Annotated in this window: 13 protein-coding genes; 11 read left to right on the top strand and 2 right to left on the bottom strand. The window is 42.2% G+C overall.

The window, feature by feature from the left end; translation table 11 throughout:
- Positions 1-7: 7 nt before the first annotated feature.
- Positions 8-1048 (bottom strand): type IV pilus twitching motility protein PilT, encoded by a 1041-nt coding sequence (locus L1264_RS12145; protein ID WP_135923609.1) that lies wholly within the window; start codon positions 1046-1048, stop codon positions 8-10.
- Positions 1049-1050: 2 nt separating this feature from the next.
- Between L1264_RS12145 and L1264_RS12150 the strand changes: the two genes are divergently transcribed.
- The 9 genes from L1264_RS12150 (at position 1051) to L1264_RS12190 (ending at position 9310) form a co-directional block, all read left to right on the top strand.
- A complete protein-coding gene (locus tag L1264_RS12150) occupies positions 1051-1764 on the top strand; it encodes a YggS family pyridoxal phosphate-dependent enzyme (RefSeq protein WP_135923608.1) in 714 nt (237 codons plus the stop codon).
- Positions 1765-1781: 17 nt separating this feature from the next.
- Positions 1782-2603, top strand: coding sequence for a pyrroline-5-carboxylate reductase (gene proC / locus L1264_RS12155; protein WP_199526089.1), 822 nt, complete (start codon positions 1782-1784; stop codon positions 2601-2603).
- A gap of 23 nt (positions 2604-2626) precedes the next feature.
- On the top strand, positions 2627-3160 hold the full coding sequence (locus L1264_RS12160) for a YggT family protein (RefSeq protein ID WP_135923606.1): 534 nt from the start codon (positions 2627-2629) through the stop codon (positions 3158-3160).
- A 57-nt stretch (positions 3161-3217) separates the two neighbouring features.
- On the top strand, positions 3218-3658 hold the full coding sequence (locus tag L1264_RS12165; RefSeq protein ID WP_135923605.1) for a DUF4426 domain-containing protein: 441 nt from the start codon (positions 3218-3220) through the stop codon (positions 3656-3658).
- Between the two features lie 8 nt (positions 3659-3666).
- Positions 3667-4266 (top strand): XTP/dITP diphosphatase, encoded by a 600-nt coding sequence (locus L1264_RS12170; protein ID WP_058586594.1) that lies wholly within the window; start codon positions 3667-3669, stop codon positions 4264-4266.
- A complete protein-coding gene (gene hemW / locus L1264_RS12175; protein WP_199526088.1) occupies positions 4263-5396 on the top strand; it encodes a radical SAM family heme chaperone HemW in 1134 nt (377 codons plus the stop codon). Before L1264_RS12170 ends, hemW begins: the two co-directional genes overlap by 4 nt.
- 40 nt (positions 5397-5436) lie before the next feature.
- Entirely contained in the window at positions 5437-7272 is a 1836-nt protein-coding gene (locus tag L1264_RS12180) for a DUF885 domain-containing protein (RefSeq protein ID WP_199526087.1), read from the top strand.
- A gap of 99 nt (positions 7273-7371) precedes the next feature.
- Positions 7372-8049, top strand: a complete 678-nt coding sequence (locus tag L1264_RS12185) for a hypothetical protein (RefSeq protein ID WP_199526085.1) — start codon at positions 7372-7374, stop codon at positions 8047-8049.
- 4 nt (positions 8050-8053) lie between these two features.
- The gene (locus tag L1264_RS12190; RefSeq protein ID WP_199526083.1) at positions 8054-9310 is read left to right on the top strand and encodes a lipopolysaccharide biosynthesis protein; all 1257 of its coding nucleotides are present in this window, start codon (positions 8054-8056) and stop codon (positions 9308-9310) included.
- Here L1264_RS12190 and L1264_RS12195 read toward each other — a convergent pair.
- Positions 9299-10015, bottom strand: coding sequence for an SIMPL domain-containing protein (locus L1264_RS12195; protein WP_135923600.1), 717 nt, complete (start codon positions 10013-10015; stop codon positions 9299-9301). The two genes, L1264_RS12190 and L1264_RS12195, sit on opposite strands and share 12 nt — an antisense overlap.
- 169 nt (positions 10016-10184) lie before the next feature.
- Between L1264_RS12195 and L1264_RS12200 the strand changes: the two genes are divergently transcribed.
- Complete coding sequence (locus L1264_RS12200) at positions 10185-12854, top strand: bifunctional acetate--CoA ligase family protein/GNAT family N-acetyltransferase (protein ID WP_199526082.1); 2670 nt, start codon at positions 10185-10187, stop codon at positions 12852-12854.
- 15 nt (positions 12855-12869) lie between these two features.
- Positions 12870-13817, top strand: coding sequence for an ion transporter (locus tag L1264_RS12205; RefSeq protein ID WP_235404049.1), 948 nt, complete (start codon positions 12870-12872; stop codon positions 13815-13817).
- Positions 13818-13827: the final 10 nt, after the last annotated feature.

Consider the following 13827-nt stretch of genomic DNA (forward strand, 5'->3'; position numbering starts at 1 on the left):
AACTCCGTTAGCCACCAAATTGAGTTTTATCTTGCGCTTTCGCACGTGCATCATTGGTTGTAATGATACCGAAGTTAACTAAGCTTGCTAAACATTGATCCATCGTTTGCATACCATGCGAAGCACCTGTCTGAATCGATGAGTACATTTGCGCAATCTTGTCTTCACGGATCAAGTTACGAATTGCAGGAATACCGATCATAATTTCATGAGCAGCAACTCGACCACCACCGACTTTTTTAAGTAATGTTTGCGAGATTACGGCACGTAATGATTCAGATAGCATTGATCGCACCATGTCTTTTTCTTCACCTGGGAATACGTCGATGATACGGTCGATAGTTTTTGGTGCAGAGGTAGTATGCAAAGTACCAAACACTAAGTGACCGGTTTCTGCTGCAGTCATCGCGAGGCGAATTGTTTCAAGGTCACGCAGCTCACCCACTAAGATAACATCAGGGTCTTCACGCAACGCACTTCTAAGCGCATTCGAAAAGCTATGCGTATCACGATGAACTTCACGCTGGTTAATCAAGCTCAATTTATTCTCATGTACGAATTCGATTGGATCTTCAATCGTCAAAATATGATGGTGCTTGTTCTGATTGATGTAATCGACCATTGCTGCCAGTGTCGTTGATTTACCGGAGCCGGTAGGCCCTGTCACCAACACGAGACCACGAGGGTTATCTGCAATGGTTTTAAAAATATCCGGCGCACCTAAATCATCTAGAGTCAGTACATCACTAGGGATAGTACGAAACACCGCAGCCGGGCCACGGTTTGAGTTGAATGCATTAACACGAAAACGCGCAAGATTAGGTACTTCGAAAGAAAAATCCACTTCGAGATTTTGTTCGTAGTCCTTACGCTGATTATCGTTCATAATATCGTATACCAGACTATTTACATCTTTTTGTTCTAATGCTGGAATATTAATACGACGTACATCGCCATCAACGCGTATCATAGGTGATACGCCTGATGATAAGTGTAAATCCGAGGCTTTGTGTTGCACACTAAAGGCCAATAATTCGGTAATATCCATTTATGACTCCACAACCAACTGATAATTATATGGTTACAATAGCAGAACGACTTACATCCGCCTATGCCAGAATTGCGCAAGCTGCAAAAAATAATCAACGTAATGAGCAATCAATAAACCTATTGGCTGTCTCAAAAACCAAACCAACCGACGATATCATTGCTGCTTATGAACAAGGCCAACGATTGTTTGGCGAATCTTACGTACAAGAAGCAGTAACAAAAGTGGCTGCCCTTGCTGAATACAAAGATATTGTTTGGCATTTTATTGGCCCTATTCAATCGAATAAAAGTGCACTTGTTGCCAGCCATTTCGACTGGGTGCAAAGTGTTGACCGTATAAAAATAGCCAAACGTCTGAACGAACAACGTCCCTCGGATAAATCACCGCTGAATGTATTAATTCAAGTAAATATTAGTTTAGAAGAGGCTAAGTCAGGCTGCCACCCCGACGAGGTAATGACATTGGCAGAATTTATCAGTCAATGTGATAATTTATGTCTCAGAGGTGTGATGGCTATTCCCGCCAAAACGGACGATACGGCGCAACAATTACAATATTTTGAGCAATTAAGCGCTTGCTTTGATAAACTAAAGGCCCAATATCCCCAAGTAGACACCTTGTCGATGGGTATGAGTAATGATGTTGAAGCGGCAATTGCAGCGGGTTCAACCATGGTACGCATTGGCACGGATATATTTGGCCAACGAAATTAAAAGGTGATAACAGACATATGTCAGACAAAAAAATCGCATTTATAGGCACGGGTAACATGAGCTACGCCATTATCGGTGGCATGGTAAAGAACGGTTTTGCAGCTAAAAATATTATTGCAACCAATCGCAACCAAGAAAAATTAGCTAAGGTTGCTGCTGATTTCGGGGTGCAAACTACCGCGGATAACAACGCGGCACTTCGCGATGCAGATGTAATTGTCTTGTCTGTTAAACCACAAATGATGGGTGATCTTTGCCAATCATTCCAAGATTCTGGTGTTGATTTTAGCGACAAGCTATTTATTTCAGTGGCAGCAGGTCTTACCGTAAAACGTTTACGTGAAATGCTAGGTCAAGATGTGAAAATGGTGCGTTGTATGCCAAATACACCATCATTGCTTGGTCGTGGCGTATCTGGATTATTCGGCGCAGATGAAACCGCTGAAGAACATGAGTTTGTTCAACAGGTATTCGAGTGTACAGGTATTGTTAAATGGGTAGAACACGAGTCTCAAATTAACGATATTATCGCTGTGACAGGCTCATCACCTGCTTACTTTTTCTTATTTATGGAAGCCATTGAAGAAAAAGCAAAAGCCCTTGGTTTTAATGATGAAGATGCACGCCGCTTAGTACAGCAAACGGCGCTTGGCGCAGCTGAAATGGCACTTTCACAACCAGATATCAGCATAACTCAGTTACGAGCAAATGTTACATCGAAAGGCGGTACAACTCATGAAGCGGTAGAGCACCTTAAATCACAAGGTTTAGTCGCTACAGTTGCTGATGCAATGGACGCCTGTATCGCTCGCGCTCAGGCAATGGAAAAAGAACTTTAAGCTTACTTTTTGAAGGTAAAACTATGCAAGCCATGCAATTTTTAGTTGGGATTGTTTTCGATCTCTTTTTAATGGTGGTCCTTTTACGCTTTTGGTTACAAACGGCAAAAGCGGACTTTTATAATCCAATTAGCCAATTTGTAGTAAAAGCAACATCATTTGCAGTAAATCCTCTTCGTAAAATTATTCCGGGATTGGGTGGCTTTGATATGGCATCGTTAGTCCTTGCATATCTTGTAGCCGTAGCCAAAATTAGTGTGATTTTACTGATGTTTTACGGTACCTGGTCTCCAGCACCAGTATTTGTTTCTGCATTAATGACTGTAATAAAAGAAGGCTTAAATCTGTTATTTTGGGTCTTAATAATTCGTGCATTATTGAGCTGGGTAAGCCAAGGTTACAATCCTATTGAGGCCGTTTTTCATCAGCTGACTGAACCTATGCTTCGCCCTATTCGTAAAATCATTCCACCACTTGGCGGTCTTGATTTATCGATTTTAGTACTGATCATTGGTCTACAGTTTTTACAAATCTTATTGATGGATTTTATAGGCTAAGTAATAACAACTACATCAAGAGGCCGAAAAGGCCTCTTTTGTTAAGTGAGATATAGCATGAAGCAAGTTATTTATTTTTCTTTGATTTTATTAAGTTTATTTACAACTCTTGCCCAGGCCGATGAACAAGCAGGCGCTCAGTATAAGGTACTTGGCCCTTGGGAAGTTCACTACATTGCATTTCCATCGACCTTTATTCAGCCTAGCATCGCCAAAAACTACGATTTAGACCGCAGCCCTAACAAAGGGATAATCAATATTTCGGTATTAAAAAACAGCGATAAAACAGCGCAGACGGCAACTTTAACAGGCACAGCGCGCAACTTGCTTGGCAATAAAAAGCAGCTTGAATTTAAAGAGGTTGTTGAAGGCGATGCAATTTATTACCTCGCGCAAATCGATTACAGCAACGAAGAAATTTACCGTTTTGATATCGAAATTAATCAAAATGGCAAAGTACAAACGCTGAAGTTTCAGCAAAAATTTTACGTAGATTAATAGACCCTATGAACAACACCTTGGTTTTAGCCACGGGTAATCCTGGCAAAGTAAAAGAGCTGGCAAGTATGCTCAGCCCACTTAATATTAACGTGGTTCCACAAAGTGATTTTCAAGTACCTGACGTACCAGAGACAGGCACCACATTTGTTGAAAACGCCATTATTAAAGCGCGTCATGCGGCAAAGATCACGGGCATGCCTGCGATTGCCGATGACTCAGGTCTGGAAGTAGACGGCCTAAATGGTGCGCCGGGTGTGTACTCTGCACGCTTTGCTGGAGCGGGTGCGAGTGATCAAGATAATATCGACAAGCTATTAAAAGAGCTTGCTGATAACCCTGTTCGTAGTGCGCGTTTTTGGTGTGTTTTAGTATTAATGCGCCACGCCGACGACCCGACACCACTTATTTGTAGTGCCAGTTGGGAAGGCGAAATCACCCATAGCCAAGATGGTCAGGGTGGGTTTGGTTATGATCCTGTTTTTTACGTACCGTCTGAGCAATGCACGAGCGCCCAGTTAACTAAAGAGCAAAAAAATGCCCTTAGCCATCGCGGCCAAGCTTTAAAACAACTACTTGCGCAATTGCAGCAAAAAGGCGGCCTGTGAGTTTACCGCCTTTAAGTTTATATGTGCACGTGCCTTGGTGCGTGCAAAAGTGCCCATACTGTGACTTTAATAGCCATGGCCAAAAAGGCACAATCCCCGAAAAAGAATACGCTCAGCATCTTATTGATGATCTCAAGGCCGATTTGCACCTAGTACAAGGGCGTAAAATCCACAGTATCTTTATTGGTGGCGGTACTCCAAGCTTATTAACTGGTGACGCATATACTCGCCTGCTTGGTGAAGTCGACAGATTAATTGGCCTAAGCGATGACTGTGAAATTACCCTAGAGGCTAACCCTGGTACTGTCGAAACCGGTCGCTTTAAAGAGTATGTTGCTGCTGGCATTAATCGTATTTCGATTGGTGTGCAAAGCATGCAAAACGACAAGCTAAAAGCCCTTGGCCGCATCCATGGTGCAGATGAAGCAAGCTATGCGGCTAAACAGGCGCACCAAGCGGGGCTAAACAGCTTTAACCTCGATTTAATGCATGGCTTACCCGGACAATCTGTTGAAGATGCCTTGGGCGACCTTGAAAAAATCATCGCCCTTAATCCTCCCCATATTTCTTGGTATCAGCTAACAATTGAGCCAAACACTCAGTTCGCGTCAAAGCCACCGACCTTGCCTCATGATGACATCCTTTGGGATATTCAAGAGCAAGGACAAGCCTTACTAGCTGCAGCAGGTTATGAGCAATATGAGATCTCAGGTTACGCAAAGCCAGGTTACCAATGCCGTCATAACCTGAATTATTGGCGATTTGGCGATTATCTCGGTATCGGCTGTGGCGCTCATGGTAAAATTACTGATGAAAATAAAGTCATCACCCGTACGGTAAAAGTTAAACACCCGCGCGGTTATATGGATCTAGCTAAACCGTATTTATATGAGCAATGGCAAGTAACCAAAGACGACTTAGCCTTTGAATTCTTTATGAATCGTTTTCGCTTAGTCGAACCGTGTCCGAAAGCTGATTTACCTTTGCTTACAAGTTTGTCACTGCAAAGTCAGGAACAAGCCTTGACTGAAGCGATTGCAAAAGGCCTACTAATTGATGATAAAGATAACTGGCAGGTAAGCCCTAAAGGCCAACGTTTTTTGAATGACCTGCTAGAATTATTCGTTTAAGAATTATAATTAAATTTCTAACAACTACAAAGGAACGATAATGCGTAAACTGACCTTCATCGCTGCGGCGGTAAGTGTTGCATTACTTGGCGGCTGCCAACAAATGCAAGAGCAACCAACGCCTGCACCAAGTGTACAAAGCCAACCTGTACAAAGTGAAATCGATAAAGCTAATGCCTTCTTCGAAGATACTTTTAACCGTGACGTAATGAAAAGCCCTATTTATCAAACATACATGGGCATCAAAAAAGATTACGACAAATGGGACGATGGCAGTGAAGAGCGCGTTTTAGAAGACTTTGAACAAACTAAAGCTGACCTAGTTGCGCTTAACGCAATTAACCGCGACCTATTAGATGACGCAACAAAAGTAAGTTACGACCTTAAAAAGCAAGATCTTGAAAACGAAATTGCTGATTTCAAATGGCGTCATTACAACTACCCGGTGAACCAAATGTTTGGTGTTCACTCAATGATCCCTGCGTTTTTAATCAACCAACATCAAATTGCCGATGTCTCTGATGCAAAAGCGTATATCTCACGTTTAAATGGTGTTACAACGGTTATTGATCAACTAATCAAAGACCTTGAAGTACGTGCAGATAAAGGCATTATCGCGCCTAAGTTTGTTTTCCCACACGTGATTGATTCAAGCCAAAATATCTTACGCGGCGCACCATTCCACGACGGTGAAGACTCAACATTACTTGCTGACTTTAAACGTAAAGTTAACGCATTAGAGATTGCCGATAGCGAAAAATCAGTACTTATCAGCGATGCTGAAAAAGCCTTAAAAGCAGCAGTAAAACCTTCTTATACTAAGTTAATTAATTTCTTAGCTCAGCTAGAAAAACGCGCTGATGACCGTGATGGTGCTTGGAAATTCCCTGACGGCGAAGCGTTCTACAATAACGCCTTAGCACGTACAACAACCACTGATTTAACTGCGAAAGAAATTCACACAATCGGTTTAGCTGAAGTCGCGCGTATTCACGACGAAATGCGTGCAATCAAAGACAAAGTAGGCTTTGAAGGTGACCTTAAAGCATTCATGCAATTCATGAAAACTGATAAGCAGTTCTACTACCCTAACACGGCAGAAGGTAAACAACGTTACCTTGATGAAGCAACGGCGCTTATCGATAACATGAAATCTCGTTTAGACGAGCTATTCATTGTTAAGCCAAAAGCTGACCTTAAAGTTAAAGCTGTAGAAGCATTCCGTGAAAAAGCAGCAGGTAAAGCGTTCTACCAACAACCTGCGCCAGATGGTTCACGCCCGGGTATTTATTACGCAAACCTTTACGACATGGAAGCAATGCCAACATACCAAATGGAAGCACTTGCATACCACGAAGGTATTCCAGGCCACCACATGCAAATTGCTATCGCGCAAGAGCTTGAAGGTGTACCTAAGTTCCGTAAGTTTGGCGGCTACACAGCGTATGTTGAAGGTTGGGGTTTATACTCTGAACTAGTACCAAAAGAAATGGGCTTATATGAAGACCCATATTCAGATTTTGGTCGTCTTGCTATGGAACTATGGCGTGCATGTCGACTAGTAGTAGATACAGGTATCCATGCTATGAAGTGGACACGTCAAGAAGGTATCGACTACTACGTAAATAACACACCAAATGCAACCTCTGATGGCGTTAAAATGGTTGAGCGTCACATTGTAATGCCTTCACAAGCAACGGCATACAAAGTGGGCATGCTGAAAATTTTAGAGCTTCGTGAAGGGGCTAAAGAAAAACTTGGCGATAAATTCGATATTCGTGAATTCCACGATGTAGTACTTAAAAATGGTGCAGTACCATTAAATGTACTAGAGAAGTTTGTTGACCAATGGGTTGCTAAGAAACAAGCAGCTTAAGCAATAAAAACTTGAAAAAGGCCGCTCAGCGGCCTTTTTTATTTATTTAAACAAGTAGTTGAGCTATAAATGTATAAATAATAAAAAACGGGTAATTCCATGCAAAGCGCGATAGAGCAACTGAACAGCCGACTTCAACATCATCAGTTAAAAGAACTTATTGCCGATTATCAAAGCTTGTCGGGGGTTTTACAAGCGGCACAGTTACAGCACATCTATCAATTAGCTTGCAGTAGTGAAGTTAAATACCTTTTTTTACAAAATGTTGCAGCGCATTTACTTGAAGCAAGCCCACTGCCAAGCGAAGCTGTTGCCTTGATTGATGATATTGATAAGCTGAGCTTTTTCACGCCTGGCCTTAAGTTTCAAAATGCTTTTTGTGTTACAGACAACCAAGGTAACACCCTACTACATCATTTATTTACGCTGTGTCAGGCAGATAAACTCCCCTTTAACTATTTGCGTTCGTTAATGTTATTTGAAAGCAACGAAAGCTTAGGCGTTGCTTTAAAAACATTGAATAAACAGCAGCTCACTCCTATTGGTTGCTTTATAGCGCAAAACAGTACGACTCAAATGCTAGCAAAGCATGAGTTCTCCGCATTATTAGCCATGATGGAAGTCGACCAAAGCCCTAGCGCAGTCAGTGCCTTAATAAACACCCTAAAGCAATTTTATGGTGCCAATCAACCAACGAGTGCCGACAGTAAAGTTTTACTGTGTGCGGCCTATTTGCAAGTGCCAACGGCGCAGTTATTAAACGCCCTTAATCAATAATTTCATGAATAAGGATGTTGTTAAAGCGTTTTTATCGCTCAGCAGTTTTACCGCCCTTAACCATGGTAGCCGTATTGTTCTTACCTTGTGCCTTGCAAGGTTATTAAGTAATGATGAGTTTGGCACTTTCGCCGCGTTACTCGCACTTTGTGAAATTCTTTTGTTACCAGCGAGCATGGGCTTTGCATCGTCGTTAATGCGTATTAGCTATCCGCTCTACAAAGCTCAACAACATGATTTACTGCGTGGCTTAAAGCATGTTTATTTAGCTGCATCTTGTTTATTCGGGGTGATTTTTGTTGCAGCTGTGGTGATCAGCTTTCAGGCCATTTCGCCGCATCAAAGTGCCAAAGAACATGTAATTTATTTACTGTTACTGGTGCCGATTGGCGCCATTATGCAAAGCCAATCTGCTTTTTTAGTGGCTTTAAACAAACCCAAAATAGGCCTGATAACGCAGCAATGTATCTTTGAATTATTAACCGCGGGCTTTTGTTTCTTAGTTTATTTGATACGTGGCGACTTATCTTTAGTCGAGATTTGTATCTTGTTGTTTTGTAGCATGTTGTGTGTAGTCAGTTATCAATATTGGTTAATCAAGAAAATGATCGTCGCAAGTACTGCCCGCTACCAAACCAAGCAATGGTGTAAAGACTCATTGATCATGCTCGCCAGTGGTGCAGGTACTGTATTAGTCGCAAAACTCGATGTATTACTGGTGCATCACTGGTTTGGTGCACAAGGCGTAAGTATCTTCTTTCCTGCGGTGGTGATTGCCGGCTTACTGACTATTTTAGGCAATGCCGCCAACCAATATTTAAAACCCATTTTAATGGCCGATGAGACAACCGTTCAGCAACTTAGTGAGTTAATGAAAGTACTGTGGCGCTTTAACTTTGCCTCTATCTTGCTACTTGCCCTGCTCGCAAAACCGCTACTTAATTTATATGGTGAAAGCCAATTAGAAGAAGGGTTTTGGATTTTAATGCTGCTGTTACTCGGGCAGTTGTTACTACCAGCGAGAATTTTAGCCAGTAGTATGATCAAGTTAAAAGGGAACCCGCTGATCAACTTGTATGTATTACTGGGTGCAACCAGCATCACGGTTTTGATGGCGATGCTGTTAAAAGATCAGTTTGGCTTATTGGGGGTGGCTGTGGCGTTTAGTGGTGGTTTTATGCTTGGTGCGCTTTGCCGCATGGTGATTGTATGTACACGCATGCGGCTGCCTTTATCTGTGGTATTGGGTTTAGTCAGATAAATAATATTCTACACTGGTAACAACACGCACTTTTTTCAGCTGAGGCGTGTTTGAATCTCTATCAGAAATTGAAAACTGGCCTTGGTGGGCGGTTTTAATTTTACCCAACTTAGACTGAGAATCTTTGGCAAATTTCATTGCCACTTCACGGGCTTTTTCGGTTGCCTCTTGAATCATATTAGGCTTGATTTCATTTAAGCCATTAAATAAATATTGAATACGCGTTTCGTAATTGTCTTGTACTATCGCAATGCCTTGCTTAGCTAATTGGCTTACTTCGCCTAGCGCATGCTGTACTTTTTCAATATCATTTGAATAAACAATAACATTATTACGGGCAATATAACGAAACTGCTGATTTTCGCCGCCATATTCACGAGCTTGTTTATCAATAATTGATTGGCTGCCGAGGCTTATTTCTTCATCGCTAAAACCATGTAGCTTTAAAAAAGCCACAACCGCATCGCTTTTCTCTTCAACCCGACCAACTAGTTTTTCGAGGTTGTTATCGGCATCAGAAAACTGCAATGGCCAAATAACGGTGTCGGCTGGCACTTCCATTTCCGCTAAACCTTTAACGTGGACGGTGCGCTCCATGCCTTTTACATCAAGGGCTGCACTTTTCAATATAAAACCTAATCCAAGCAAACCAACCGCCAATGCGCACGCTGCAATAACGATATTAAATGGTTGCGTCTTATTCATGCTTTTCTCCTTGATGTAGGTCACTGTTTTTGACTCGAAAAGTAGTTATAAACAGGTTATCTTATGAGTATAACTATTAATACTTTAGAAGCGTGTCGGTTCTAGTTTGGGTGTATTAAACTTAACAGACCCTGAAGTTTTAACAAACAGCGCAAGCAAAGGAAACAGCATGAGCGTTAAACGTATTAGCCAATTTTTTAACCCTAAATCGGTCGCTGTAATTGGCGCCTCTAACTCTCCAAATCGTGCTGGCTTTGTGGTGATGCGCAATCTGCTGCAAGGGGGTTTTAAAGGCCCTATCATGCCTGTTAGTTTAAATCACAGTGCTGTACATGGTGTATTAGCTTATCCAAGTATAGCAGTGTTACCAAAAGTACCCGACCTTGCGGTTATTTGTACTAACAAGAATACCTTAATTAACATCATTAATGAGCTAGGTGAGCTTGGCTGCAAACATGCAGTGGTAATTGCTGCGGGATTAAACGTAGAACAAAAACAAGCACTGAAAGAAGCTGCCCTTGCAGCTAATGTATCTTTGCTTGGGCCAAATTGCTTGGGCTTACTCATTCCTCATATTGGCTTAAATGCCAGTTTTTCACATACAGTTGCAAGCCCTGGAAAGCTCGCCTTTGTATCGCAATCAGCTGCTGTTTGCTCAACCATTCTTGATTGGGCGAAAAACAAAGAGATTGGTTTTTCATATTTTGTGTCTGTGGGTGATTGCCTAGATATCGACTTTGATGAGTTACTCGACTTTTTAGGCCGAGATGCTAAAACCAAGGCCATCTTGTTGTATATCGATAATATTGAAGATATTCGCAGCTTTATTTCTGCAGCGCGAGCCGCTGCGTTTAGTAAACCCGTAATTGCTATTAAAACCGGTAAAACCAGTGCCGGAGCGCTTGCCGCAGAGATCCATACCGGTGGCAAACAAAGCTCAGATGCGGTCTATGATGCGCTATTTCAACGAGCAGGTATGTTAAGAGTAAACGACTTACGAGAGCTTTTTGCTGCGACACAAACGCTAGCAATGCACCCCAAATTACTAAAAGTCGAACAACTGACTATTTTAACCAATGGCGGCGGCCCAGGTGTCATGGCCGTTGATACGCTATTACAAAGCTCAGGGAAACTGGCAGAGCTCAGCGACGAGACCAGAGCTGCTCTTAATAAGGTTATCCCGCAATCGGAGATGACTTCAAATCCGGTGGATATTTTTGGCGACTCAGCGCCAAGACGCTATCAACAAGCGTTAGAAATCTTATTGCAAGCTAAAGAAGTTAAAAACCTGCTGATCATTCATACCCCTTCAGCGCTTGCACCGAGTGAAGATTATGCTGAGATCATTGTCGAAACCTTAGAGAAAATCCCGAAGATGGCTCGCCCTTATGTTATGACTAATTTTATGGGTGAAGATGCCGCGTATGCTGCGCGAAAAGTCTGTGCTAATAATGCCATTCCGACCTACCGTACACCTGAAGGTGCAGTTGGTGCCTTTATGCACTTAGTAAGTTATCGTCGTAACCAAAAGCATTTAACGCAAACGCCAGAATCAAACACCGATGATGCAAAAATAAATAAAGACGCAGCACGCAATGTCGTAAATGAGTTTTTAGCCGAAGAGCAAAGCTATTTATCAACCCATGAAGCAAGCCAAATACTCACTCATTATGGTATTGATTGTATTCAAACTGAGGTTGCTTACACACCAACAGAAGCCAAAGAGCAAGCCATAGAGCTAGGTTTTCCGGTAGCGTTGAAACTTATTAGCCCAAGTATTCCTTCAAAATCTGAAGTCGGTGGTGTGGTACTTAATTTAAATGATGCGCAAGAAGTTGAGCAAACAGCCTTTGCCATGCTGCTACGAATCAAAAACACCTACCCTGATGCCCATATTGAAGGCTTTTCATTACAAAAAATGGCGCCGCGAGCTGGTGCTAATGAACTGCGCATCGCTATTAAAACAGAGCCGAACTTTGGCCCGGTGATCTTACTGGGTGAAGCAGGCACCGGACTTGAGTTCGCTCAAGCCGCAGTGGCATTACCACCACTAAATATGAACTTGGCAAAATACCTGATTGCTGCGGCGCACGATAAAGGGGTTCTTAAAGACCGCGTACTACCAGAAAAAGTCGATAAATACCGTTTATGCGCCCTACTTACTCGTATCTCACAGCTTGTTATCGACCAACCTGATATTACCAGTGTTGAGCTAAATCCTATTTTAGCCAGCAACGGGCAGTTTTTGGTACTTGATGCGACCATTGGCCTTAGCCGTTATAAAGCAAAAGCGAACCGTAAACGTTTGTGCATTCGCCCCTACCCGATTGAATTAGTTAAAGAAGTAACCCTTAAAAACAATACCCAAGCACAGCTAAGGCCCATTAAACCGGAAGATGAGCAAGCACACTTAGAGTTTGATCAATCATTAAGTAAAGAAGACAGATATAAGCGTTTCTTCGGTGAATTACCGCAATTTAATCATGATCAACTCGCAAAAATGACACAAATCGATTACGACCGAGAAATGGCGTTTATTGTTAGCCAAGAACAAAATGGCTCAGCCTGCACATTAGGTGTATCTCGTGTATTGATGGATCCTGACAAGCTCGATGCTGAGTTTGCAATTGTGGTGCGCTCTGATTGCCAAGGTTTAGGGCTTGGTACAATATTAATGAATGCGGCGATTGAGCATTGTAAAAACCAAGGCGTTAAACAAATTGCAGGCATTACTTTGCCGGAAAACACCGGCATGATTGAACTGGCACGAAAGCTCGGGTTTAAGATCACCCGCGACTTTGAAGAAGGCAGCATAAATATGGTGCTAAAACTTAACTAAAACTGGATCACTATTTTGCATCGTTTAAGAAATTACACTGCACGAGTTTTTGAAGGTAACGGTAAATATCGACGTATAGGACGCGCACTCGACGTATTTTTGATGTCGCTGATCATGGTCAATGTGGTGGCAATTGTGCTGGAGTCGGTTGCTCCTTTAGCAAAGCAATATCATCATGAATTTTTAATGATTGAACTGGTTTCTGTCGGTATCTTCACCTTAGAATATGTGCTCAGGCTTTGGTCTTGTGTAGATAAAAGCGTGCATAAAGAAAGCACGCTGACAAACTCAAAGATTCGCATTAGATATTTCTTTTCGCCGTTGGCGCTGATTGACCTTATCGCAATTTTACCCACCATTCTGATGGTCTTTGTGAGTGTTGATTTACGCTTCTTACGGGTGCTTAGGTTAATGCGTATCTTTAAGCTCACACGCTATTCAAGGGCGATGCAACTACTCTTAAACTCATTCAAAGAAGAAAGTAGTTCACTACTTGCGGCTTTTTTTATTATGGCCGTGGTGCTAATAATTGCCTCATGCGGTATTTATTTAATTGAACACGATGTACAGCCCGATAAATTTGGCTCTATCCCTGCTGCAATGTGGTGGGCAATGGTGACACTAACAACCGTTGGTTATGGCGATGTCGTGCCTGTGACTCCCCTTGGTCGCTTATTTGGTGGTGCCATTACATTAGTGAGTATGGGAATGGTGGCTATTCCAACCGGTTTGCTAGCTTCAAGCTTTTCTGAGCAGTTACGTAAACGTAGACAAGTATTTACCGATGCAGTACACGAAGCCGTTGAAGATGGGCACTTGTCACCCATTGAAGAAGAACACTTAGAAAACCTACGTTATAAGCTGGGTTTAAGTCAGCAAGAGGCAAATAAAGCGATTCATAACGAACTTAAAAACCGCAATCGCAACCTGTATTGCCGTCACTGCGGTAAACGCCAAGATTAATAATTAAAGG

Origin of the sequence: Pseudoalteromonas sp. APAL1 (assembly GCF_021532475.1) — a bacterium.
In the GTDB taxonomy this organism is placed as follows: domain Bacteria; phylum Pseudomonadota; class Gammaproteobacteria; order Enterobacterales; family Alteromonadaceae; genus Pseudoalteromonas; species Pseudoalteromonas lipolytica_C.

Excerpts from the sequence above, each read along its gene's own strand:
- L1264_RS12145 (WP_135923609.1), bottom strand. The coding sequence starts at position 1,048 with ATGGATATTACCGAATTATTGGCCTTTAGTGTGCAACACAAAGCCTCG.
- L1264_RS12150 (WP_135923608.1), top strand. The coding sequence starts at position 1,051 with ATGACTCCACAACCAACTGATAATTATATGGTTACAATAGCAGAACGA.
- proC (WP_199526089.1), top strand. The coding sequence starts at position 1,782 with ATGTCAGACAAAAAAATCGCATTTATAGGCACGGGTAACATGAGCTAC.
- L1264_RS12160 (WP_135923606.1), top strand. The coding sequence starts at position 2,627 with ATGCAAGCCATGCAATTTTTAGTTGGGATTGTTTTCGATCTCTTTTTA.
- L1264_RS12165 (WP_135923605.1), top strand. The coding sequence starts at position 3,218 with ATGAAGCAAGTTATTTATTTTTCTTTGATTTTATTAAGTTTATTTACA.
- L1264_RS12170 (WP_058586594.1), top strand. The coding sequence starts at position 3,667 with ATGAACAACACCTTGGTTTTAGCCACGGGTAATCCTGGCAAAGTAAAA.
- L1264_RS12180 (WP_199526087.1), top strand. The coding sequence starts at position 5,437 with ATGCGTAAACTGACCTTCATCGCTGCGGCGGTAAGTGTTGCATTACTT.
- L1264_RS12185 (WP_199526085.1), top strand. The coding sequence starts at position 7,372 with ATGCAAAGCGCGATAGAGCAACTGAACAGCCGACTTCAACATCATCAG.
- L1264_RS12190 (WP_199526083.1), top strand. The coding sequence starts at position 8,054 with ATGAATAAGGATGTTGTTAAAGCGTTTTTATCGCTCAGCAGTTTTACC.
- L1264_RS12195 (WP_135923600.1), bottom strand. The coding sequence starts at position 10,015 with ATGAATAAGACGCAACCATTTAATATCGTTATTGCAGCGTGCGCATTG.
- L1264_RS12200 (WP_199526082.1), top strand. The coding sequence starts at position 10,185 with ATGAGCGTTAAACGTATTAGCCAATTTTTTAACCCTAAATCGGTCGCT.